This window comes from Serratia sp. JSRIV004 (assembly GCF_019968705.1).
Classification (GTDB): Bacteria; Pseudomonadota; Gammaproteobacteria; order Enterobacterales; family Enterobacteriaceae; genus Chania; species Chania fonticola_B.
Genome location: NZ_CP074140.1, coordinates 314,310 through 337,768, shown reverse-complemented (window position 1 = coordinate 337,768; position 23,459 = coordinate 314,310). Strand labels below are relative to the sequence as shown.

The following is a 23,459-nucleotide window of genomic DNA, read 5'->3' as shown; positions in this document are numbered from 1 at the left end:
TCAGGCTTCGATCGCCATCTTCAGTTTCTTCATGGCGTTCTTTTCCAGCTGGCGCACACGCTCGGCGGAAACGCCATACTGATCGGCCAGCTCCTGCAGGGTGGACTTGTTGTCGTCGTCCAACCAGCGGGCGCGAATGATATGCTGGCTGCGCTCGTCCAGACCTTCCAGCGCGTAGGCCAGTTTGTCTGCGGCGTTGCTTTCCCAGTTATCTTCTTCGATCCCTTCGGCAAAGTCCGAGCTTTTATCCTGCAGATAGAGCATTGGGGCCATGGCATGACCGTCACGCCCTTCGTCTTCTGGCGTTGGGTCAAAGGTCATGTCCTGTGCCGCCATACGCGACTCCATCTCACGCACATCTTTGCTGGTGACACCCAGCTCGCGCGCGACCAGCTCCACTTCGTCCTGATTGAACCAGCCCAGACGCTGCTTGGTTTTACGCAGGTTGAAGAACAGCTTGCGCTGTGCCTTGGTGGTCGCCACTTTGACGATACGCCAGTTGCGCAGCACGTATTCGTGAATTTCTGCCTTGATCCAATGCACCGCAAAGGACACCAGACGTACGCCAACCTCTGGGTTGAAGCGACGCACGGCCTTCATCAGGCCGATATTACCTTCCTGGATAAGATCTGCCACCGGCAAACCGTACCCTGAATAGTTACGGGCAATATGAGCGACAAAGCGCAGGTGAGACAGGATGAGCTGCTTAGCTGCTTCCAGATCGCCCTGATAATGCAGCCGTTCAGCCAGTTCCCGCTCTTCCTCTGCCGTCAGCATCGGATAGGTGTTGGCTGCCCGCAGGTAGGCTTCCAAGCTGCCCTGTGGGACTAAGGCTAAAGTGCGCATTTCTTTGGTCATTCAAAACCCTCTCTTGATAAAACTGGTCATGCAGGTGATTTCACGGCGGGGAGCTATTGATCTTGCGGCAGTTGCTGTTGCAAAAGCGGGTCCACACGCCGGGCACCTAAACATTTGCTGCAGATTTGGACCGTGCTCAACCCCAAAAGTTCACCGTTTTTCACACACAGTGCACACGACAATACGTCATGCAAGCTCAGGTTGATTGGGAATTTGTGCGTTTGAGAAGAGATCGGAGATATTGAGGTCTGGCAGCTCTTCTCCCGCAGCACGGCAACCGGGCCGCAGCAGGAGAAGAGTATACCAAAAATTCACTATTGTGGTGTAAATCGGCGTAAATGTTGCACGGTGGCCAACCAGGCGGCAATCCAGCCGATCATCGCCGAGATCAGCAGCAGCAACAGCGCCTCATCCCAACCCAGGCCATGCAGGGTAAAGGTGGTGCCAAACACCTTCGCCACGTTGGTCACTACCGACTCCAGCTTCCACACCAGCGCGCCAGACAGGGCCAGCGACAGCAGCGCGCCGAAGAAGCCGAGCATTGCACCACCGTTGAGGAATGGCCGCAGGATAAAGCCGTCGGTGGCACCGATCAGCTTCATCACGTTGATGGTATCGCGACGGCTGAAGATGCTCAGACGCACGCTGTTACCAATCACCAGGAATACCGCCACCACCATCAGTATGCCGATCATCAAGGCCACCTGGCCCACCAACCCGGTCAGCGCCGCCAGGCGGGCAAACCAGCTGTCGTCCATCCTGACTTCATCCACGCCCTGCACCGCCGCCACGCGATCGCGCAGGGTGGTGAGCGTATCAGAACTCTGGAAACTCATCTGCGGCGTGACAATCGCCACGGCTGGCAGCGGGTTTTCTTCCAGCATATCCAGCGCGCCACCAAAACCAGACCAGTTGCGGAACTCGCCCCGCGCCTCTTCACGCGACAGGTAGTTCACCTTCTCCACCCCGGCCTCGGCCTTGATGGCATCCAGCACTTTGACCGCCGCATCATCGTCGAGGGATTTATCCAGATACACCGTCAACTGTGGCGTTGGGTACCACTGTGTTGCAGCGGTACTGACGTTCTTCCAGACGATGTAGCAAACGCTCGGCAGCGTCAGGGAGATGGCGATGACCATCACGGTCAGCAGCGTTGCCAGTGGTTGGCGCAGCATATCGGCAATGGCGTTCATCCAAGCATAGCGCCACTGTTCACGCCAGCCACCACGCAGTGCCTTGCTCTTGGCGGTTTTTGCATTATTCGCCATGCTGTGCCCCCCCTACCATACGGCCCTGGCTCAGCGTCAGGATGCGGTAATTGCGCCGGGCGATCAGCCCGGTGTCGTGGGTTGCCATCAGCACCGTCACCCCAACGCGGTTAAATTCTTCAAACAGGCGCAGGATCCCTTCCGACAGGGCGTCATCCAGGTTACCGGTCGGTTCATCCGCCAACAGCACCGCTGGCTTGTTCACCACCGCGCGGGCAATGCCAACGCGCTGCTGCTCACCACCGGAGAGCTGAATGGGGAAGTTCTTCGCTTTATCCAGCAGCCCGACCTTGTCCAGCGCAGCCGAAACGCGGCGACGGATATCTTCGGTACTGGCTCCGGCGATGACCAGCGGCATCGCCACGTTGTCATACACCGTACGATCCAGCAGCAGATGGTGATCCTGGAAAATCATGCCGATCTGGCGGCGCAGGAAAGGCACCTCGCGGTTTTTCAACCGGCTGATGTCATGCCCGCCAAACCAGATATGACCGGCGCTTGGCCGCTCAATCCCACAAATCAGTTTCAGCAGGGTACTTTTCCCCGCGCCGGAATGGCCGGTCAGAAACGCCATCTCCGCCGGACGCAGATGAAAATCTACCCCCTGCAGGGCTTGCCGTCCGCCCAGATAAGCTTTACTGACCTGTTCAAAGCGAATCATCCGTATCAATCCTCTCGGGCAAAAAGTGCCTCAATAAAGTCATCAGCCTTAAACGGCCGCAAATCTTCGATGCCTTCACCAACGCCGATGTAACGGATCGGGATAGTAAACTGATCGGCAATGGAGAAGATCACCCCGCCTTTGGCGGTACCGTCCAGTTTAGTCAGCGTTATGCCGGTCAGGCCCACGGCTTCATTAAATAATTTCGCCTGGTTAACCGCATTTTGTCCGGTGCTGGCATCCAGAGTCAGCATAACCTCATGGGGGGCCTGCTCGTCCAGTTTTTTCATCACCCGCACGATCTTCTTCAGCTCTTCCATCAGGTGCGCCTTGTTCTGCAGGCGACCAGCGGTGTCGGCAATCAGCACATCGATATTGCGGGCTTTGGCCGCCTGCACCGCGTCGAAGATCACCGAAGCGGAATCGGCACCGGTATGCTGAGCGATGACCGGAATGCGGTTACGTTCGCCCCAGACCTGCAACTGCTCAACCGCTGCGGCGCGGAAAGTGTCGCCCGCGGCCAACATCACCGATTTACCTTCGGCCTGGAACTGACGCGCCAGCTTACCGATGGTGGTGGTTTTACCCACGCCGTTGACACCCACCATCAGGATCACGAATGGCGTTTTGCCACCGACATCCAGTGGCTGATCCACCTTGGCGAGAATTTCCGCCATCTCTTCTTTCAGTTTGCCATACAGCGATTCGGCATCTTTCAGTTGCTTACGGCTGGCGTGCAGAGTAAGAGACTCAATGATTTTACGAGTGGTTTCTACACCAACGTCGGCGATTAACAGTTGTTCTTCCAGCTCTTCGAACAAATCGTCGTCGATCTTCTTGCCACGGAACAGGCCGATAAAGCCGGAACCCAGATTCTGTTTGGTTTTCAGTAGGCTGCGTTTAAGACGGGCGAAGAAGCCTTCTTTGCTAGGGCGCTCTTGCTCTTGCGTTACCGCCGGAGCCAGCAGCTCAGGCTGTTCGGGTTCCGCTTCCAGCTCAGGCTCGATAACCGCTTCAATCACCTCTGGTTCAGGTTCGATAATTTCAGCAGACGCTTCGATTACCGCTTCAATCACCTCTGGCTCAGGTTCGATAATTTCAGCAGGCGCTTCGATTACCGCTTCAATCACCTCGGGTTCAGGTTCGATAATTTCAGCAGACGCTTCGATTACCGCTTCAATCACCTCGGGTTCAGGTTCGATAATTTCAGCAGGCGCTTCAATCAGCTCGGGTTCTTCTACTTGCGCCTCAGGCTGTTGCGCTACGGTGACCTCTTCGATCGCCACCGGCTCAGCATGGTGTTCGTCCAGCGGCAGGATATTTTCGGTGATAGGCTCGCCGCTCAGGCTGCTATCCCACTCCCCTGGAGTATCTTTGGTGGCGGCTGGAGCAGATCCCTGGGTAGGAAGCTTATCGTCCAGTTTGGGGGCAGCCGGGGTTTCTGCGGCCTGCTGTTCCGCCTGTTCTACGGCAGATTCAGGTTGTTGCTGCTCTTCTTCCTTCTGGCCGAAGCCCAGCCAGGAGAAAAACCCACGTTTTTTATCTTTTGCCATGTTCTGACCCTACTCCGTACCAATGGCTTGCAAATGCGAAAAATTAATTCGCCGAGTCTATCACTTTCCCTGGCACAGCAACACGCATCGGCAATGCTTTCATCGCGGTAGTTTTAACGCTCTCACCGCCTCCAGGCTGCAACTTATCCGCAATCCGGTATAGAATGGCGGTAACTTTTCGTTAACTTCGCAACTGATTAAGACTCTTTATGGCAAAACAACCACCGCGCGGCGCGCTCAAAAAACCGCAGACGGCCTCCGCTGGCCAGATCCGCATCATCGGCGGCCAATGGCGCGGGCGCAAACTGCCGGTGCCCAACAGTGAGGGGCTACGGCCAACCACCGACCGCGTACGCGAAACCTTGTTCAACTGGTTAGCCCCGGTGATCCGTGGGGCTCGCTGTCTGGACTGCTTCGCGGGTAGCGGTGCGTTGGGATTGGAAGCCTTATCGCGCTATGCCGAAAGCGCCACGCTGCTGGAATACGAGCGGCCAGTAGCCCAACAGCTGGGGAAAAACCTGGCGCTGTTGCAAGGCAATGGCAGCGTGGTGAATACCAACGCTTTGACCTGGCTGGCAGGTAACGGGCAACCTTTTGACGTGGTGTTTCTCGATCCCCCGTTCCGCAAAGGGTTGCTGGCCGATACCGTCACGCTGCTGGAACAACAGGGTTGGTTAGCGAACGAGGCCTGGATTTACGTCGAGGCCGAAGCCGAAAGCGCCGCCACCGATGTTCCTGCGACCTGGACACTGCACCGCGAGAAGGTCGCCGGCCAGGTAGCCTATCGTCTTTACCTCCGTACCCTTGAAGAGAAAACCGAACATGCTGATTAACCTGGGCCGTCTGCTGATGCTGTGCGTATGGGGCTTTCTGCTCACCAACCTGTTTCACCCGTATCCCAAGCCGTTGACCTACTTCATCAACGTAGCCTTGTTCTTTATGGTGGTGATGCACGGGCTACAGCTGGTGCTACTGAAATCCACCCAGCCGAAAGACCAGCCCATCAGCCGCTGGCTGGAAACCAAGATCTTTATTTTTGGCGTGTTTGAGCTGTTGGACTGGCAGAAAAAACAGCCGCCGCTGAAGAAAAAATAGCCTTTTAGCGGGCGCAGCATGCGGCGCCCCTACGATTTCTGCGCCGTGAAGGAGATAAAGCGGGTGCCCTGCAGGCTCAGCGTGCCCTGAGCGCCTTTATCTATCTGATTATATTGCTGCTGCGGCAACGGTATTTTGATCTCGCTGCCGCCCGTCAACGGACGGAAGTACACTTCGTAACGCATATCTTCCACCACGATATTTTCCCGCTGCCGCGAACGACGATTCGGCGAGGGGAACTCCCGCTTGGCGCTGACTTCCACCTGCAATGTACGCACCGGCTGGCGGTCATTATCCGCATCCTGGCGGCGTTTGTTGAGGTATTGGCGGGTCGCCAGCACCGCAATCAGCGCGATCACGGCAACAAAGAACAACGGTGGCTTACTCATTGACGGTTTTCCTCTTTTATCCGGCGGATTTCATTCACGCCTAAAACCGCGTAAACATAGCATTCGGAAGAAAGCATTGTCGAACCCACGCGCGCTGCTTACACTGAGAAAGTGACAACCTGGAGTTGGTTATCCCGGCTCCCATAATAAATAAGGAAGACATATGAGTTGGCCGTTCCTTGCCGTATTTTTTTCCGGTTGGTTGTTCGTTGATGCCTCCTATCGCGGCCCGCGCTGGCAACGCTGGGTATTTAAACCAGTCACCTTACTGCTGTTGCTGTTATTGGCCTGGCAGGCTCCGGTATTGGGCCCTGCGGGTTACCTGATCGTTTTGGGCCTGTTGGCTACGCTGGCGGGTGATGCCTTGTTACTGCTGCCGCGCGAGCGGGTGCTGTACGCCATCGGTGCTTTCTTCCTCTCACACCTGCTGTATACCCTGAGCTTTGCCAGCCAGATGACCTTCAGCCTGTTCTGGCCTTTGCCGCTGGTGCTGCTGGTGATTGGCGCACTGCTGCTGGCCATCATCTGGAGCCGGTTGGAAGAGATGCGCTGGCCGATCGCCACGCTGGTCGCTATGACGCTGCTGATGGTGTGGCTGGCGGGGGAACAATATTTCCTGCGCAGTACCGACTTTGGCTTCTCATTGCTGGCGGGTACCTCGCTGTTGCTGTTGGCGAATATCGTCTGGCTGCTGAACCGCTACCGCTTTACCTTCCGTGCGGCAGATGCCGTGGTCGCTTTCTGCTACTTCTCCGGGCATTTCCTCATCGTCCGCTCGCTATATCTGTAATGACAGGTTACGGATTCGGGCAACCGGATCCGTAGCCTCCCCCTCAATTAACAATAATTCTCATATCGCACTTGACTCTGGAGCCAGCTCCAAGGTGTAGAGTGCTTGTTGAGAGGATATTGGATTGCCTGAAGGGGGCGCTATGCAGACTCATAAACCACATAATCACCAAGAGCATCAGCATCAAGAACATAATCACGATCACGGCTGCGGCTGTAGTCATGACCACGCCAAAACCCAGCATGGCTGTAGCAATGAAAAAACCCCGGTGGGAGCAACCGCTGCCCATGACCATCACGCGGCCCACGATCACGGTGCCAGCTGCTGCAGTAGCGATGGCCCCGACGACCCGGATGAGGAAAGCGACAGGCTGGCTGCCGTTCCCCCTTCCGGCAGCCAGCGTTTCAGTTGGAAAGTCACCGGCATGGATTGCCCGAGCTGTGCCAAGAAAATCGAAAATGCCGTAACGTCGATCCCCGGCGTCGACAGCGCTCGCGTGCTGTTTGCCACGGAAAAACTGGTGGTGGATGCCCAATCCGACGTCAGCATGCGGATCCAGGACGCGGTAAAACAGGCTGGCTTTACCCTGTTGGGGACTAACCCGCCGGCAATAGGCGATGAACCCAAAACCTCCCGGTTTGGTGAGTACGGCCCTCTGCTGCTGCTCTCCGCACTGATGGTGCTCAGTTGGGTTCTCGACTTCTTCAACCCACGGCTGGGCGAAATAGCCTTTATTGCCACCACCTTGGTCGGCCTGGTGCCGATTGCCAGCAAAGCCTTGCGTCTGATCCGTTCAGGCACACCGTTTGCCATAGAAACCTTGATGAGCGTTGCCGCCATCGGTGCGCTGTTTATCGGTGCCACCGCCGAAGCGGCCATGGTGCTGCTGTTGTTTATGGTGGGAGAACTGCTGGAATCCTACGCGGCCAATCGTGCACGCCGTGGCGTGAAAGCGTTGATGGAACTGGTGCCGGAAGATGCTCTGCTTATCCAGGGCAGCGTACGTAAACGCGTGCCTGTAGCCAGCCTGCGCCCCGGTGACGTAATAGAGATCGCGCCCGGTGGCCGCTTGCCTGCCGATGCCGAGTTGCTAAACCCGTTCGCCAGCTTTGACGAAAGCGCTTTAACCGGTGAATCCGTGCCGGTAGAGCGCCAACAGAGTCAGAAAGTGGCCGCTGGCAGCCTGTCCGTCGATCAGGCCGCGCAGATGAAGGTCACTTCCGAGCCGGGTAAAAATGCCATCGACCGTATCCTGCAGCTGATTGAAGAGGCCGAAGAGCGCCGCGCACCGATTGAGCGCTTCCTCGATCGCTTCAGCCGTTACTACACTCCGGCGATCATGCTGCTGGCCGTGGCGGTGATCCTGGTGCCACCGCTGCTGTTTGCCGAGCCTTGGGAAATGTGGATCTATCGGGGTCTGACCTTGCTGCTGATCGGTTGTCCGTGTGCCTTGGTCATCTCCACGCCAGCGGCCATCACCTCTGGCCTTGCGGCGGCCACGCGCCGTGGCGCGCTGATTAAAGGTGGTGCGGCATTAGAACAATTGGGCCAAGTGCAAACCATCGCGTTCGACAAAACCGGTACGCTGACCGAAGGCAAACCGACGGTGACCGACGTGCTGCCTGCAGACGGCCTCAGCGAACAGCAACTGCTGGCCATTGCAGCGGCTGTCGAGACGGGCTCACATCATCCACTGGCACAGGCGATCGTCAAGCGCGCAGCGGAGAACGGGACTGCATTGCCACTGGCCGAAGGCCGCCGGGCTCTGGCGGGTATCGGGGTTGAAGGGAAGGTTGACGGTAAAACTATCCTGATCAGCGCACCGGGCAAGTTGACGGAAAACCAGTTGAGCAGCGAATGGCGCAGCCAGGTAGAGACGCTGGAAACGGCGGGTAAAACCGCAGTGGTGGTGCTAGAGGACGGGCAGCCTATCGGTTTGCTGGCGTTGCGTGACACCTTGCGTAGCGACGCTAAACAGGCGATTGCCGAGTTGACGCAATTAGGCGTTCGTGGCGTGATGCTCACAGGTGATAACCCGCGCGCTGCGGCCGCCATTGCCAATGAATTGGGGATCGATTACCGCGCCGGGTTAATGCCGGAAGACAAAGTGAACGCGGTAACCGAGCTGAGCAAGTTGCAACCTACCGCCATGATCGGCGACGGTATCAACGATGCCCCGGCGATGAAGGCCGCCAGCATTGGCATTGCGATGGGGAGCGGTACCGACGTGGCATTGGAAACGGCGGATGCCGCGCTGACACACAACCGGTTGACCGGCGTTGCCGAGATGATCCGCATCTCCCGCGCTACCCACGCTAATATTCGCCAGAACATTACCATTGCGCTTGGGCTGAAAGCGATTTTCCTGGTCACCACCCTACTGGGGATGACTGGCCTGTGGCTGGCCGTATTGGCAGACTCTGGAGCAACCGCGCTGGTGACCGCCAACGCCTTACGGCTGCTGAAGAAACGTACATAGTAGAACATCTGTCAGGCCCGTTATGGAAATGGGCCTGACAGCCAAAGGATTATTCTGCCAGGCCCTTACGCAGCAGGTAACGATATGGGGCCTGCTCGGTTTCCTGGGCCACCAGCGTATGTTCCATAAAACGGCAAAAACCCGGGATGTCGCGGGTGGTGGCCGGATCGTCGGCAATGATCAGCAAGGTTTTACCGTTATCCATATGGCGCACGGTTTTGCGCACCATCATGACCGGTTCCGGACAGCGCAGCCCCAGCGCGTCTAGCGTCTGGTCTGCCTGGGCAAAAATGTCAGTCATACATCTCTCTCGATCTAAAACGATCGGCGAACCCTCGCCGGATCTGATTACCCGCTAGTTTACGCCGGTAGTTTTTCTGCGCAAGATACGTTAACGTTTGCGTTAAATTTAACCATTGCATTGAATGCCCAAACGCGTACCATGTCGCCGCGCAGTTAACAATGGGTTCCCTCACCCCACACTCAAAAAGGCTACATTATGTATTCGTTTACCGATCGACAGCGCTTAATCGCGTTGGTTTGGCTATCGCTATTTCACATCGCCATCATTACTTCCAGCAACTACCTGGTGCAGTTGCCGATCAGCATTTTCGGCTTTCACACCACCTGGGGTGCCTTCACTTTTCCGTTTATCTTCCTGGCCACTGACCTGACCGTACGGATCTTCGGTGCTCCGCTGGCACGCAGGATTATCCTTGCCGTGATGGTCCCGGCGCTGTTTATCTCCTATGTGATCTCCACCGTCACTTTCCAGGGTGAATGGCAGGGCTTTGCCGCCTTGACCAGCTTCAACCTGTTTGTAGCGCGTATCGCCGCCGCCAGCTTTATGGCCTACGTACTGGGCCAGATCCTGGACGTGCAGGTGTTCAACCGCCTACGTCAACGCAGTGCCTGGTGGGTTGCCCCCGCCGCGGCCATGTTCCTTGGCAATATCAGCGATACCCTGGCCTTCTTCTTTATCGCCTTCTACAAAAGCAGCGATCCCTTTATGGCCGCCAACTGGGTGGAAATCGCGCTGGTAGATTACAGCTTCAAGGTGCTGATCTGTCTGGTATTCTTCCTGCCGATGTACGGGGTGCTGCTCAATATGCTGCTCAAACGTCTGGCAGAACGCCAACCCGCCAACCGGTTGCAACTGAGTTAACCCGCCTTCTGGTTTATACTGGGCAGCCTGATTTAACGGAGGCTGCCCATGCGCTTAACCACTCGCCAAGCTACACTTGAAGAGATCTTCTCTCTTTACCTCTGCATTCCAGAATTTGGCAGTCTGCACAGCCTGAAAGATTTGCAGCAACGTATCGGGGATAACCCTTCTCACGGCTTGATTGCCGAAATTGATGGCCAGGCAGCCGGTTTTAAACTCGGCTATCAAACCGCGCCGGGGGAGTTCTACAGCTGGCTGGGCGCAGTTTTACCTGATTTTCGCCGCCAGGGTATCGCCCAAACCATGCTGGCGGAGCAAGAGCGTTGGGCGCGTTCGCAAGGCTATCAGCAACTGTGGGTAAAAACCCGCAACCAGTTCCGCGCCATGCTAATAATGCTCATTAGCCACGAATATCAGATTTTCACTCTAGAAAAGAAAGGCGAAGTAGACGAGTATCGTCTATTACTTAAAAAAAACCTGTGACATCTAGCCATACGGTCAACCAACTCTATCTGCAAAGGAATAAGGAACACCAGATGCGTAAAGTAACAAAATTGATGGGTATCGGCCTGCTAGTGCTTGGCCTGGCGGCCTGTGATAGCGCCACCAAAGACACTAATGCCCCCGCAGGCAGCGCAGCAGCCAGCGTCCCAAGCGGACAACAGGTGAGTTTATTGGATGGCAAGCTGACCTTTACCCTGCCTAACGGTTTGGCCGATCAGAGCGATAAGCTGACCAACCAGCCAACTAACGTGCACATCTATGCCGACAGCACCAACCAGCGTGCGGTGATCGTGATCGTTGCCGACAAGGCAGCGGGCGATCTGGATACCCTGGCCAAACGCATGGAAGAGCAGCAACACTCCCGCGATGCCAACCTGCAGGTCATTACCAATAAAGCGGTTGAAATTAACGGCACGCCAATGCGCCAACTGGATACCGTGATCACCGTGGCTGGCCAGAAAGCCTACTCTGGCGTGCTGCTTGCTATGCTGCCAGACGGTAAGCAACTGACCCTGCAAATCACGCTGCCAGCGGATAACCAGCAGCAGTCTCAAAGCGTAGCGGCTGGCGTGTTCAATACGGTGAAGATCAAGCAGTAATCGCACTGGGCCAGCATGCTGGCCCGTGTAATCTGTTACGCCAATGCCTGTGCTAACAGGGTGATCGGATGTTCACAGCGCTTGCTGGTGGACATCTCGATCTGCCATTTGCAGGTTTCACAATCGGTGATCACCATATCCACTCCGCTGGCTTCAATCTGGCGAAATAGCGAGGCACCAATGCCTTGCGAGGTTTCATAGTTTTCCGACTTGAAGCCGTAAGTCCCGGCGATACCGCAGCACTGCGAGTCCAGCACCACCAGTTCCAGCCCTGGGATCTGCCGCAATAACTCCAGCGTATAGGCCGTCCAGCCCATTTTCTCCATATGACACGGCGTGTGGTAAGCCACCCGCAGCGGCGTCTGTTTGAGCGGCAAGGTGCGCCCTTGGCTGAGCAGACGATAGAGATAACGTGTAGCCAGCTCCACCCGTTCACGCACCGCCGAGGTGTCCACCTCCAGCAAATGCGGGTACTCATCACGCAGGGTAAACGTGCAGCTCGACGAAGTAGCCACCACCGGTATGCCTTTGGTCAGGACCGCCTCATGCAGCGATTCCGCATTCACTTTAGCCTGCTTCTTCGCCTGTGCAATAAAGCCGTTGGCGATCAGCGGTACGCCGCAGCATTTCTCCCGCTTGAGCAGCTGCACGCCGATATCCATGGCGTTAAACACCTTGATCAGGTCTTTGCCAAGCTGTGGATGGTTGTAGTTAACAAAGCAACCGTGGAAAAACGCCACCTGCTCGGCATAGCGCTGCTGCTGTTCCGCCTGCTGGCGGTACCAACGGCGGAAGGTGCCAAACGAGTATTTCGGCAGCTCACGCCGATGGTCGATCTTCAACGCCTTATCCAACAGCTTGCGTACCGGCTTCAGGCCGGTAGTCGCGTTAACGATAGGGGCAAACGGCGTCGAGAGCGTGCCCATGATGTCAGTGTGGCTGAGGATGGCATCGCGCAGCGTCGGTTTGCTTTGGCTGAAATTGGCCCGTGCGCGTTGGATAATATCGCCGATTTTAACGTCGGAGGGGCAAGCCACTTCGCAGCGCTTGCAGTTAGTGCAATACTTCAGCGCTTCGTCGTAAAGCGCCGGATCTTTCAGCCGCAGGCGCTCCCCATCAGGCCCGGCCTGCTTTGGCCCCGGATAGAGCGGGTTAGCCTTGGCAACCGGGCAATAGGTGGTGCAGACGGTGCATTTGATGCAGCTCTCGAAGCTGTTGTCTGGTAACAGGCTCATGCTGAAACCTCCTGTGCCAGGATCTGTTGGGCAACGTGCAGCGCGCCGAGCAGCGAAACCCCGGCGCCACAGCCCTGCTGCAACGGATCGTAACCGCCAACCACGGCACCGATAGCATACAGATTGGTCATCGCCTCCCCCTGTTTTAACGCCCGTAGCGCGGTATCGGTCTGAACCCCAAATTGCAGGTACGGCTGCGGAGCAAACAGATTGGCATCGCTCCAGTCGGCGCGTTCGGCTTTGCTGTAAACGTCGAGGCCAAATACCGGCTCACGAATGCCGTCAAAATTGGCCACCAGGCCGTTGCTGAAGAAGCTGCCGCTGGCCAGTATCACCTGCTGCGCCCGCAGCGGAATATCGGTGTGATTGCGGGTATACAGACCGGTGACGCGCTGCCCATCGAAGCTGGCACGCAACACGCTATCCCCCGGCATAAACACCCCACCCAGTTGCTGCAAGCGCTGACGCAATGCCTGATGCAGCCGCATGCCGAGCACGGAAGGCGGCAGCGTGGGTAACAGATAAACGGGCTTACCGACCAACCGGCGCAACGTCATCAACGGTTCATCATCCTCTAATCCCAGGCAGGCTGGCAGCAAGATGGCCTCGGCCTCACCTGCCTGGCGCGTGATCTCCTCCGCCAACTGAGTCAGATGTTCTGGCAGATCCAGTACGCGGGCGATATTCACCGCGCGGAACTCGCTGGGATTATTACGTAGACGATCCAAAACAGGCAGATGCAAAAATGCCACCTCAGCCTTGAGCCCCTGCTCTTGCATCAATGAGCTGGCCGCCATCTGCGGTTGGAAATCCAGAAAGCCTTCAATCCCCAGCACGGCGATATTCTGCCACGGCAACTTGCTGCCCAAGGGAGAGACAGGGATCGCCAGGGGGCTGAGCCAGGTGGCACGGCGGGTCCCGAGAGGGGTCACGCGTAGATGGTTTTGGCTGCTATCACCCTGCATCTGCCACCCGCAACGCTGTAGCAATTGCTCAGCCTCCGTTGCCAGCGCGGCCACCTGTGTGGCTCCCATCAGGCTATACGGATGCTGCGGAGCCTGTTGCGCCAGTTCGGGCAAGGCAGACAGAGGCGATGCCACCGGCGTACCATCGGGCAAATGGGCCAACAGATCGAGCGAGCCGGAAGAAAAATAGAGCGCGCTTTGGCCGGAACTGACTACCGCGCAGCGTTTGCCATGCTCGGCTAAACGGATAGCACAGCTCATCCCGGCCAAGCCACCACCAATCACCAACGCATCAAATTGCATCATCCGCCTCCTGCTTAGGGTCGCCTTGCGCATCTAACCCACATAACCCTTGATATACCCAACTGGTGAATTCGCTCTCCCGCAGGGCATCGCCCCAGGCGATAGGCCGCACGCCTTTCCAGCGTTCATTGAGGAAATGGGACAGTTGGGTGATGGATTGCTGCGGCGTTACCACGTTAAACCGCGTCAACAAACCTGCGGCACGGCAGGCGCACAGCTCACCCTGGCAGGTCCCCATACCCACGCGGGTACGGCGGCGCAGATCGACCAGATTGTTGACGGTCAGAGAATCCACCGCATATCGCACCTCACCGGCGGTCACTGCTTCACACTCACACACCAGGCTGTTGTCCAGCCGGTTACCAGAAGGGACCAGGCTGGCGCGATCGCCATGGCGGTACACCGCCGACCCCCGGATGCTGGCAGGCAGTGAAACCACGCTGCGCACCGTTTCTTCGGCGCTCTGACGGGAACCGGGCAACGCCGCTTCCGCCGTGGTGCAAGGGCTGTCGATGCCCAGCTTGGCGCAGACCAGGTCGGTGGTCCATTCGGCCATCAGCCGGTAAGTCATCAATTTGCCGCCGGTAATGGTGATAAAGCCTTCCAACCCATCGCGCGCCGCATGATCGAGCAGCACGATGCCACGGCTGACGTTACGCCCGGAGGGATCGTCGTCGCTGGCGACCAGTGGCCGCACGCCCGCATAGGCACGCAGAATGCGCGTTTGCGCCAATTTCGGAGCCAGCAGAGTGCCTTCTCGGATTAATATATCCACTTCCTGTGGCGTCACGACCATGTTGTCGATCTGGTCGTAATCGATATGGGTAGAGGTGGTGCCAATCAGCGAGATAGTATCGCCAGGCACCAGAATGTCGGCATCCGCCGGTTTGCGGCAGCGGTTAATCACCATGTTATTGATGCGATGGCCCAGGATCAGCAATGCCCCTTTGGCAGGGAACATGCGGATGCGCAGATCGGCATACTCGGCAATTTGCTGGCCCCAGATCCCGGCGGCGTTGACCACCACCTGAGCATGAATATCGTACTGTTGTGCGGCCTTGTGATCGAAAACGCGCACGCCCGTCACGCGATCGCCAGTACGCAACAAACCGGTAACCTGATGATAGGTGAGGATTTGTGCGCCATGTTCACGCGCATCAAGCATGTTGGCCGCCGTTAAGCGGAAAGGATCGACGGTGCCATCCGGCACCCGCACTGCGCCGATCAGCGCCGGGTTAGCCGCAGGCTCCAGGCGTAATGCCAGCGCGGGGTCAATGGCTTCGGCCTCGATCCCGGCGCTGCGACAGGCGGCAATAAACTGCTGCTGAAAGGCCAATGAGTCCTGAGGCAAGGTAATGAACAGGCCATCGGTACGTTCGATGCAGTGGTGGGCAATACGCTTGAGAATGCGGTTTTCTTCAATACATTCGCGTGCAGATTCGCCGTCGGTGACCGAATAGCGCGCTCCGCTGTGCAACAACCCGTGGTTGCGGCCAGTAGCGCCAGTGGCGATGTCATGCCTTTCCAGTAAAACGCAACGCAGACCGCGCCGCGCACAGTCACGGGCAATCCCCGCGCCGGTAGCGCCGCCGCCAATGATGATCACGTCCGTTTCGGTGATTGGTGAGTTGTTGCTCATCACGCCCCCTGAGCCTGTAGTTATGGCTTTATTTAGCCACAGTCAGTAGGGTTTTTGTTTGATAAGGAACAATAACGAACAGAAAACGAAAATAATATGGCCATAAAAAGCCATGAATGTGACAAACATCACGTATTTGTGCTATTTAGCCATTCCAAAATGTTAACCGATCACTCAAAATTCGCCACAGTTTCATAAAAGTGTAACAAATGAGCCATCCATCACGGTGTGACCGGGGGGTTTTCTCTAGCATTGCGCTCGTTATGGAACATTTAACAACACTTCAGGTATCCGCAAGCTCATCTTCAGGACAGCCGTTTCCTGTTGAGGCAATAAACAGATAAAGCCATCGGAGGCGCTCATGTTGAGTATTTTTAAGCCAGCCGCACACATTTCTCGTGTGCCAGTCGACAAGGTAGACCCGCTCTACCGTAAGCTGCGCTGGCAGATTTTTATGGGGATCTTTTTTGGTTACGCCGCCTACTATCTGGTGCGTAAAAACTTCACCCTGGCGATGCCGTATCTGATCGATCAGGGCTTCAGCCGTGGTGACCTGGGCTTCGCGCTGTCAGGGATTTCCATCGCCTACGGTTTCTCCAAGTTCATCATGGGGTCGGTTTCAGACCGCTCCAACCCGCGCGTATTTCTACCCGCCGGCCTGATACTGGCCGCTGCCGTCATGCTGTTTATGGGCTTCGTGCCTTGGGCAACCTCCAGCATTGCCGTGATGTTCGTGCTGCTGTTCCTGTGTGGTTGGTTCCAAGGTATGGGCTGGCCGCCTTGTGGCCGTACCATGGTGCACTGGTGGTCGCAGAAAGAGCGTGGCGGTATCGTTTCGGTATGGAACTGTGCGCACAACGTCGGTGGCGGCCTGCCTCCACTGCTGTTCCTGCTGGGTATGGCCTGGTTTAACGACTGGCATGCGGCGCTGTATATGCCTGCCTTCGGTGCGATCCTGGTGGCCCTGATCGCCTTCGCCTTGATGCGTGACACCCCGCAATCTGTTGGTCTGCCACCGATTGAAGAATACAAAAACGACTATCCGGATGATTATACCGAAGAAGCAGAAGAAGAGCTGACAGCCAAGCAGATCTTCATGCAGTACGTGTTGCCAAACAAACTGCTGTGGTACATCGCGATCGCCAACGTGTTCGTGTATCTGCTGCGCTACGGCATCCTGGACTGGTCACCAACCTACCTGAAAGAAGTGAAACACTTCGCACTGGATAAGTCCTCCTGGGCCTACTTCCTGTACGAATACGCTGGTATTCCAGGCACCCTGCTGTGCGGCTGGATGTCGGACAAGGTGTTTAAAGGCAACCGTGGTGCCACCGGGGTGTTCTTCATGGTGCTGGTAACCATCGCCACCATCGTTTACTGGCTGAACCCGGTGGGTAACCCTGGCATCGATATGGCCTGTATGATCACCATCGGCTTCCTGATCTATGGCCCAGTCATGCTGATCGGCCTGCACGCGCTGGAACTGGCACCGAAGAAAGCGGCAGGTACCGCCGCCGGCTTTACCGGTCTGTTCGGTTACCTGGGGGGCTCGGTCGCAGCCAGCGCCATCGTCGGCTATACCGTTGACTACTTCGGTTGGGACGGCGGCTTTATGGTGATGATCGGCGGCAGCATCGGTGCGGTGATCCTGCTGGTGCTGACCATGATCAGCGAGAAGAAACACCACGCAGAAATCGCGGCTAAACGCGGCTAAAAGCTAAGCGGGCGCAGTATGCAACGCCCCTACCCTTTATCGTTAATCTAAGGCCGCGCTTGTGCGGCCTTTTTCTTACCTCTACAACATGGAGCTACACAGAATGCGGACTCAAACCAAAGCCCTGCTGACAGGGATCATTCTTGCCACTTCAATGCTCAGTGCCGCCCAGGCTGCGGATAAAGTCGTTATCGCTCACCGCGGTGCCAGCGGCTATCTGCCGGAGCATACGTTACCGGCCAAGGCAATGGCCTACGCGCAGGGCGCCGACTTCCTTGAGCAAGATCTGGTGATGACCAAAGACAACGAGCTGGTAGTGTTGCACGACCACTATCTGGATCGCGTCACCGACGTTGCCGAACGTTTCCCGGACCGGGCGCGTAAAGATGGCCGCTACTACGCCATCGACTTTACGCTGCCTGAGATCAAATCACTGAAGTTCACCGAAGGCTTTGATATCAAAGACGGTAAGCAGGTGCAAAGCTACCCTGGCCGCTTCCCGATGGGCAAATCCGACTTCCGCGTCCACACCTTCCAGGAAGAGATCGAGTTCGTGCAGGGTCTCAACCATTCAACCGGCAAGAACATCGGCCTCTACCCGGAAATCAAGGCCCCCTGGTTCCATCAGCAGGAAGGAAAAGACATCTCCACCAAGGTGCTGGAAGTCCTCAAGCAATACGGCTACACCAGCAAGAGCGACAACGTCTATCTGCAGTGTTTTGATGCCAACGAGCTGAAACGCATCAAGGATCAGTTGGAACCCAAGATGGGGATGGATCTGAAGCTGGTACAGCTGATTGCCTACACCGACTGGAACGAAACCTACGAGCAGAAGGCCGACGGCAAGTGGGTCAACTATGACTACGACTGGATGTTCAAACCGGGCGCGATGAAAAAGATCGCCCAGTATGCCGACGGCATCGGGCCTGATTATCACATGCTGATCGTCGAAGAGAAATCCAAGCCGAACCAGATTGTGTTGACCGATATGGTCAAGGACGCTCATGCCAGCAATATGGCGGTGCACCCTTACACCATTCGTGCCGATAAGCTGCCGAAATACGTCACCGACGTGAACCAGCTGTTCGACGCGATTTACAATCAGGCGGGCGTTGACGGCGTGTTTACCGACTTCCCGGACAAGGGTGTACAGTTCCTGCAAAAGCAGGGGCAACATAAGTAACGACAACTCCCCACCGGGTTACCCGGTGGGGATCAGAACCAAGTCTGCCGTAACAGCAAAGCAACCACATAAATGCCTATGCCAGAGGCTGAACCGGGATTGAAAAGCTCGATCGAGCCACTTCATTGCCAGCTTGGAGGTTGACCAATACGCTCAGTGAGCAAACTCATAAAAACGCTCAATTTGGCCGAAATTCTGGCTGCTGGGCGCAATAGATAGATCCCTTGTTCCTCGCCGCGTGGATCTGCCAGCAGGGGCAACAAACTTCCTGCCTGAATATCCGGCCCCACCACCCAGTTAGGCAAGAAAGTGATGCCTAATCCGAGTAATGCCGCTTGGCGTTGTGCCGAGAAATCATCACAGCGCAGCACCATCTTGCACTGATTCATCAGAGGTTCACTGAGGATTTGCGCCCAGCAAGCGGGTTGCTGTTTGTGATAGCGGGCGATCAACTGATGATCACGTAACTCCTGTAGGTTGGCCGGTTTCCCATTGCGAACGATATAGTCCGGGCTGGCACACATGAACCAGCGCTGTGTAGCGATGCGGTTTGCGTACAGTGAACTGTCTTTCTGCTCGCCGATACGGATGGCGGCGTCCAGCATTTCTTGTTTCGGATCGGTCTGGCGTTCGGTGAGATCCAACTCAACTACCAACCTTGGATAACGCTGGATTAGCACCGGTAAGAGCGGCAACAGATAGGTTTTACCGAAAGTGGGCAAGCAACTGATACGCAGCACGCCTTGCGGAGTCTCGTTTTGCGCTGCCAGTTCGGCGCGGATATCGATGATTTGCGTCAGCAACTGTGAGGCGCGCTTTTTCAGCATTTCACCAGCTTCGGTCAGCACCAGGCCGCGAGTTGAGCGCACAAACAGCATGACGCCAAGTTCACCTTCCAGCGTATCGATATGCCGCACCAATGAAGAAGGCACCATGCCCAGTTTGCGTGCGGCGGCAGAGAAGCTACCCAATTGGGCAACATCGAGAAAGATCGGCAAATGTTCGGCATAGCGTGCGTCATTCATCTTTGCATTATATGCAAAAGCATTTCTTATGAATACTCGGTTCTCTACCGGCTGAGTTAACGTTACTCTACCCCCAGAGTAAAGCAGCGATATCGCGCTGAAAATATTAAATTATCAAGATAAAATGCCTTAGTTTATTTTTATAAACCTTAAAATTTGATATGAAATAGTGAATTAATCTGCTGAATTTATTTTCAAATTAATACCGCATTAACCGTAAACGTGATGTGTCACGGTTAAAATCATTAGAAGGTCTTTGTTTTATCTAGACTCTGCTTGAGTCCGGCACGTTGCCTGTTTGTATCACTGTTTTTGCCGCTGCCAGTGAAGGGTTCTAAGTGAGCACTTTGGCAGCGGCAGGTTTGCTCATGCTCTTGAGCATTTAAACGCATAGCACTTTAGATGCCGTGCGGGTGGAGGAGGTGGTAATGAATGAAAATCACGGCTGTTCATGTGCGCAGCAGTTGGCGCAAGGTTTTGCCAGGCAAGCGCTGGATTGTGGTCAGGGGGAAATTTATCAGACCTCATTGATGAGCGCCTTGCTTGGTGGCGTTTACGAAGGGGATGTCACTATCGCCGAATTGCTCACACACGGTAATTTCGGTCTAGGGACCTTCAACCATCTTGATGGTGAACTGATCGCTTTTGATCGGGAAGTACATCAGTTGCGTGCAGATGGCAGCGCCCGCGCGGCCAGTCTGCAACAAAGAACGCCGTTCGCGGTGGTCACTTTTTTTCAGCCTAGCGTGACGCTAAAGATGGAAAAACCGATCTGCAAAGCCGACCTGCACCGGTACATCGACCAGCAGGTAGCTTCACCTAATCTGTTCTGTGCGCTACGGGTTGATGGTCTGTTCAGCCACGTGGAAACTCGGACCGTACCGCGGCAAGAGCGGCCCTACAAACCGATGCTGGAAGCGATCGAAGCGCAGCCGACCTTTGCATTTCAGCAACGCAGCGGCACATTGGTGGGATTCCGCTCACCTGATTATATGCAGGGCATCAGTGTTGCGGGTTACCACGAACACTTTATCACCGACGATCGCATCGGTGGGGGTCATGTATTGGATTATCAACTCGATCATGGCCGTCTGCAGTTTGGCGTGATCGCTCGTCTCAATCTTCAATTGCCGCACGATGCGGATTTCCTGTGCGCCGACCTCTGTCCAGAGGATTTGGATTGCGCCATTCGTTCTGCCGAGGGTTAATCGGCGTCGTTTTTTCAGGAGGTGGATTATGGTTGGTTCAGACAATCACTGGCGGTGTGGGGCAGATTTGGTGGTTAAAAATCTGCACGCGCAGGGTGTGAAACAGGTATTTGGTATCCCCGGAGCTAAAATAGACCGCGTATTCGATGCGTTGGAAGATGAACCTGAGATAAAAACCGTGGTGGTACGTCACGAAGCCAACGCGGCGTTTATGGCAGCGGCAGTTGGCCGCTTGACCGGCAAGGCAGGGGTCGCACTGGTGACCTCCGGGCCGGGCAGCTCTAACCTGATCACCGGGCTGGCCACCGCAACCTCCGAAGGGGATGCGGTGGTGGCCTTGGGCGGAGCGGTGAAACGTGCTGACAATCTGAAACAAACACACCAGAGCATGGATACCGTCAGCATGTTCCGGCCAGTCACCAAATATTGTGCCGAGGTACATACCGGTTCCGCCATTTCAGAAGTCATGGCCAATGCGTTTCGCAGTGCTGAATTTGGCCGTCCTGGGGCTGCGTTTATCAGCTTGCCGATGGATATCATCAATGAACCGGTTACGGCACCGGTGCTGACCGGATGCCGCTCACCCCGTCTGGGGGCCGCTTCAACCGAAGACATTCATGAGGCGCTTAAACTGATCCAGCAGGCGAAATGTCCGGTACTGTTACTGGGGCTGCAAGCCAGCCGCCCAGAAAACAGTGCCGCAATACGCCATTTGTTACAGCGTACGCATATGCCGGTGGTAGGAACCTATCAGGCCGCCGGAGTGATTGATGTTAATGATTTTTCCCGCTTTGCTGGCCGCGTCGGGTTATTCAACAATCAGCCTGCCGACCAACTGTTGCAAAAGGCCGATCTGGTGGTCAGTGTGGGTTATAGCCCGATCGAATACGACCCCTGCATGTGGAACAGCCAAAGGCGGTTGATGCTGGTACATATCGATGTACAACCGGCCGAAATTGATACCTGTTACCGCCCAGATGTGGAGCTGATCGGCAATATCAACGCCACTATCAATTTGCTGACCGAAGGTTTCAGCAATGTGCTCAGTATGCCTGCCGAAGTGGAACTGATCTTATCCGATCTCGGCCTGCAGCGCGCAGAGCTGGCAGAGCGTGCTGCAGGCCGTGGCGGCATGCCGATTCATCCGTTGCGCATCGTCAAGGAACTGCAGGATATCGTCAGCGATGACGTGACGCTATGTGTGGATATGGGGAGCTTCCATATCTGGATCGCTCGCTATTTGTATTGCTTCCGTGCCCGCCAACTCCTGATCTCCAATGGCCAGCAGACCATGGGGGTTGCCCTGCCGTGGGCCATTGGTGCGGCGTTGGTCCGGCCAGGAGACAAAGTGTTATCCATCTCCGGCGATGGGGGATTTATGCAATCGAGTATGGAGTTGGAAACCGCAGTGCGGCTGAAAGCCAATATCGTGCATGTGATTTGGGTGGATAATGCCTACAACATGGTGGAGATGCAGGAGGTGAATAAATATCAACGCAAGTCTGGTGTAGAGTTTGGCCCGATTGATTTCAAAGCCTATGCAGAGGCATGCGGCGCCGTCGGATTTGCAGTGCAATCAGTGGAGGATTTGCGGTATATGTTGCGTAAGGCTATGGAAATTGAGGGGCCAGTGGTGGTGGCGATCCCGGTAGATTATGCTGACAATTACAAACTGATGGCTCAAATGAACTTTAGCCAAATGATTTGATTCGGGCTAGGGAAAACGTTCCCTTAGGCTACCCCTTGGAGACTGTAAACGTCGTTCACCTGACGGTGCACTACGCCTGGAGGGCATTTGCCTTCCTGTTTCCATAACGCAAGTGCTCTGCTATAAGCCGTGCTTTATGCCGTGGCTATCAACAGCCGGCACAGATCGGTCGGATGGCGTCGGTACCAACACAGACGTTTTCCATCTCAGGTGCATAGCACTGAACCCAATGGTAAATCGTTTTGTGGCACGGAATGTGAGCTGAGTCGCTCGGCGGGCGCAGCCGGTGAAGACTGCGCCCCTATCAGTTAAATCGAGTACATTTTACGCAGGTAATGAGGCACCGCGTCGTCAACGTTGGAGCCAATCACTTCCAGCTCCGGCAGCTTGTCTTTCAGACGCTGCTGGGCATCCTGCATGATGCAGCCTTTCCCCGCCATTGACAGCATTTCCAGATCGTTCATGCCGTCGCCAAAGGCGATGCACTCTTTGAGCGAATAGCCGATGATCTTGGCGACTTCTTCCAACGCATGGCCTTTCGAGACGCCACCGGCCATCACTTCCAGGCAGGTTGGGAACGAGAAGCTGACGTTGACCCGATCGCCCCAACGTGCGTTGATGGCATCTTCCAGCGGCAGCAGTTTCTCATGATCGTCGCAGGTGAAATACACCTTGCACACGCCATCGGTTTCCAGCAAGCCCGGCTCAAACAACTGGTATTTAAAGATCGATTCCTGGAAAAAGGCTTCCTGCTCCGGGCTTTCACGGTTCATGAACCAGTCGTCGTTGCGGTAGACGTTGGTCAGGATCTCCTGGTTGTCGTGCATCATGTTGTACAGATCGCGGGCGATATCCTCATCCAGGTTGTGGCTGAAGATCAGCTCACCGGCGGTGTTATGTACCCGCGCACCGTTGGAGGTGATCATAAAAGCACTGATGCCGAGATTATCGCGGATCTGGGAAACGTCGATATGGTGGCGGCCGGTAGCGAAAACAAAGTGCACGCCCTGCTGCGTCAGCAGCTGCAGCGTTTCTTTGGCGTACGGTGTCAGGGTGTGCTCAGGGGACAGCAGAGTGCCATCTAAATCGGAAGCAACGACGTGATACATAGCGATATG

Annotated in this window: 22 protein-coding genes; 11 read left to right on the top strand and 11 right to left on the bottom strand. The window is 55.9% G+C overall.

What is annotated here, in order from left to right; genetic code table 11:
* The 4 genes from rpoH to ftsY form a co-directional block, all read right to left on the bottom strand.
* Entirely contained in the window at nucleotides 1-858 is an 858-nt protein-coding gene (gene rpoH, locus KGP21_RS01470) for an RNA polymerase sigma factor RpoH (RefSeq protein WP_021181503.1), read from the bottom strand.
* A gap of 314 nt (nucleotides 859-1,172) precedes the next feature.
* Nucleotides 1,173-2,126 (bottom strand): permease-like cell division protein FtsX, encoded by a 954-nt coding sequence (gene ftsX / locus KGP21_RS01465; RefSeq protein ID WP_021181504.1) that lies wholly within the window; start codon nucleotides 2,124-2,126, stop codon nucleotides 1,173-1,175.
* The gene (gene ftsE, locus KGP21_RS01460; protein ID WP_021181505.1) at nucleotides 2,116-2,787 is read right to left on the bottom strand and encodes a cell division ATP-binding protein FtsE; all 672 of its coding nucleotides are present in this window, start codon (nucleotides 2,785-2,787) and stop codon (nucleotides 2,116-2,118) included. The genes ftsX and ftsE overlap by 11 nt, the downstream gene beginning before the upstream one ends.
* Nucleotides 2,788-2,792: 5 nt before the next feature.
* Nucleotides 2,793-4,340, bottom strand: a complete 1,548-nt coding sequence (gene ftsY, locus KGP21_RS01455; RefSeq protein ID WP_223536981.1) for a signal recognition particle-docking protein FtsY — start codon at nucleotides 4,338-4,340, stop codon at nucleotides 2,793-2,795.
* Nucleotides 4,341-4,549: 209 nt separating this feature from the next.
* Here ftsY and rsmD point away from each other — a divergent pair, with 209 nt between their 5' ends.
* Nucleotides 4,550-5,173, top strand: coding sequence for a 16S rRNA (guanine(966)-N(2))-methyltransferase (rsmD, locus tag KGP21_RS01450; RefSeq protein WP_021181507.1), 624 nt, complete (start codon nucleotides 4,550-4,552; stop codon nucleotides 5,171-5,173).
* Nucleotides 5,163-5,435: a DUF1145 family protein gene (locus tag KGP21_RS01445; protein ID WP_021181508.1), complete on the top strand. Its 273-nt coding sequence runs from the start codon at nucleotides 5,163-5,165 to the stop codon at nucleotides 5,433-5,435. Before rsmD ends, KGP21_RS01445 begins: the two co-directional genes overlap by 11 nt.
* 29 nt (nucleotides 5,436-5,464) lie before the next feature.
* Here the strand turns inward: KGP21_RS01445 and KGP21_RS01440 are convergent, their stop codons facing one another.
* Entirely contained in the window at nucleotides 5,465-5,824 is a 360-nt protein-coding gene (locus KGP21_RS01440; RefSeq protein WP_021181509.1) for a DUF2500 domain-containing protein, read from the bottom strand.
* Nucleotides 5,825-5,987: 163 nt separating this feature from the next.
* On the opposite strand from KGP21_RS01440, the gene KGP21_RS01435 reads away from it, so the two are divergent.
* Nucleotides 5,988-6,614 carry a lysoplasmalogenase gene (locus tag KGP21_RS01435; protein ID WP_021181510.1) on the top strand — a complete coding sequence of 209 codons (627 nt, stop codon included), beginning with the start codon at nucleotides 5,988-5,990 and terminating at the stop codon, nucleotides 6,612-6,614.
* A 142-nt stretch (nucleotides 6,615-6,756) separates the two neighbouring features.
* Nucleotides 6,757-9,093, top strand: a complete 2,337-nt coding sequence (locus KGP21_RS01430) for a zinc/cadmium/mercury/lead-transporting ATPase (RefSeq protein WP_223536977.1) — start codon at nucleotides 6,757-6,759, stop codon at nucleotides 9,091-9,093.
* A 49-nt stretch (nucleotides 9,094-9,142) separates the two neighbouring features.
* On the opposite strand, the gene tusA is transcribed toward KGP21_RS01430, so the two are convergent.
* Nucleotides 9,143-9,394 (bottom strand): sulfurtransferase TusA, encoded by a 252-nt coding sequence (gene tusA / locus KGP21_RS01425; protein WP_021181512.1) that lies wholly within the window; start codon nucleotides 9,392-9,394, stop codon nucleotides 9,143-9,145.
* Nucleotides 9,395-9,592: 198 nt separating this feature from the next.
* Here tusA and KGP21_RS01420 point away from each other — a divergent pair, with 198 nt between their 5' ends.
* From KGP21_RS01420 to KGP21_RS01410, 3 genes are read left to right on the top strand one after another with little or no spacing between them, the layout of a single operon-like run.
* On the top strand, nucleotides 9,593-10,258 hold the full coding sequence (locus tag KGP21_RS01420) for a 7-cyano-7-deazaguanine/7-aminomethyl-7-deazaguanine transporter (protein WP_021181513.1): 666 nt from the start codon (nucleotides 9,593-9,595) through the stop codon (nucleotides 10,256-10,258).
* Nucleotides 10,259-10,306: 48 nt separating this feature from the next.
* Nucleotides 10,307-10,741 carry a GNAT family N-acetyltransferase gene (locus tag KGP21_RS01415; protein WP_209555259.1) on the top strand — a complete coding sequence of 145 codons (435 nt, stop codon included), beginning with the start codon at nucleotides 10,307-10,309 and terminating at the stop codon, nucleotides 10,739-10,741.
* 53 nt (nucleotides 10,742-10,794) lie between these two features.
* Complete coding sequence (locus tag KGP21_RS01410) at nucleotides 10,795-11,361, top strand: DcrB family lipoprotein (protein ID WP_021807781.1); 567 nt, start codon at nucleotides 10,795-10,797, stop codon at nucleotides 11,359-11,361.
* Between the two features lie 35 nt (nucleotides 11,362-11,396).
* Here the strand turns inward: KGP21_RS01410 and glpC are convergent, their stop codons facing one another.
* Genes glpC through glpA form a run of 3 tightly spaced genes read right to left on the bottom strand, consistent with a single transcriptional unit; the run spans nucleotide 11,397 to nucleotide 15,503 of the window.
* Nucleotides 11,397-12,596, bottom strand: coding sequence for an anaerobic glycerol-3-phosphate dehydrogenase subunit GlpC (gene glpC / locus KGP21_RS01405; RefSeq protein WP_223498711.1), 1,200 nt, complete (start codon nucleotides 12,594-12,596; stop codon nucleotides 11,397-11,399).
* Nucleotides 12,593-13,864: a glycerol-3-phosphate dehydrogenase subunit GlpB gene (glpB, locus tag KGP21_RS01400; RefSeq protein WP_223538556.1), complete on the bottom strand. Its 1,272-nt coding sequence runs from the start codon at nucleotides 13,862-13,864 to the stop codon at nucleotides 12,593-12,595. Before glpB ends, glpC begins: the two co-directional genes overlap by 4 nt.
* Nucleotides 13,854-15,503, bottom strand: a complete 1,650-nt coding sequence (gene glpA / locus KGP21_RS01395; protein WP_021807778.1) for an anaerobic glycerol-3-phosphate dehydrogenase subunit A — start codon at nucleotides 15,501-15,503, stop codon at nucleotides 13,854-13,856. The genes glpB and glpA overlap by 11 nt, the downstream gene beginning before the upstream one ends.
* A 361-nt stretch (nucleotides 15,504-15,864) precedes the next feature.
* On the opposite strand from glpA, the gene glpT reads away from it, so the two are divergent.
* Together glpT and glpQ are read left to right on the top strand one after the other, a co-directional pair.
* The gene (gene glpT, locus KGP21_RS01390; protein WP_021181519.1) at nucleotides 15,865-17,217 is read left to right on the top strand and encodes a glycerol-3-phosphate transporter; all 1,353 of its coding nucleotides are present in this window, start codon (nucleotides 15,865-15,867) and stop codon (nucleotides 17,215-17,217) included.
* A gap of 103 nt (nucleotides 17,218-17,320) precedes the next feature.
* Nucleotides 17,321-18,400 (top strand): glycerophosphodiester phosphodiesterase, encoded by a 1,080-nt coding sequence (gene glpQ / locus KGP21_RS01385; protein WP_021807777.1) that lies wholly within the window; start codon nucleotides 17,321-17,323, stop codon nucleotides 18,398-18,400.
* Between the two features lie 122 nt (nucleotides 18,401-18,522).
* Here the strand turns inward: glpQ and KGP21_RS01380 are convergent, their stop codons facing one another.
* Nucleotides 18,523-19,425, bottom strand: a complete 903-nt coding sequence (locus KGP21_RS01380; protein WP_021807776.1) for a LysR family transcriptional regulator — start codon at nucleotides 19,423-19,425, stop codon at nucleotides 18,523-18,525.
* 428 nt (nucleotides 19,426-19,853) lie between these two features.
* Between KGP21_RS01380 and budA the strand changes: the two genes are divergently transcribed.
* Both budA and alsS read left to right on the top strand, forming a co-directional pair.
* On the top strand, nucleotides 19,854-20,633 hold the full coding sequence (budA, locus tag KGP21_RS01375) for an acetolactate decarboxylase (protein ID WP_223536974.1): 780 nt from the start codon (nucleotides 19,854-19,856) through the stop codon (nucleotides 20,631-20,633).
* A 28-nt stretch (nucleotides 20,634-20,661) separates the two neighbouring features.
* Nucleotides 20,662-22,341, top strand: a complete 1,680-nt coding sequence (gene alsS, locus KGP21_RS01370; RefSeq protein ID WP_021807774.1) for an acetolactate synthase AlsS — start codon at nucleotides 20,662-20,664, stop codon at nucleotides 22,339-22,341.
* A gap of 308 nt (nucleotides 22,342-22,649) precedes the next feature.
* Here alsS and yigL read toward each other — a convergent pair whose 3' ends face one another.
* Nucleotides 22,650-23,450, bottom strand: a complete 801-nt coding sequence (yigL, locus tag KGP21_RS01360; protein WP_021181522.1) for a sugar/pyridoxal phosphate phosphatase YigL — start codon at nucleotides 23,448-23,450, stop codon at nucleotides 22,650-22,652.
* Nucleotides 23,451-23,459 lie beyond the last annotated feature (9 nt).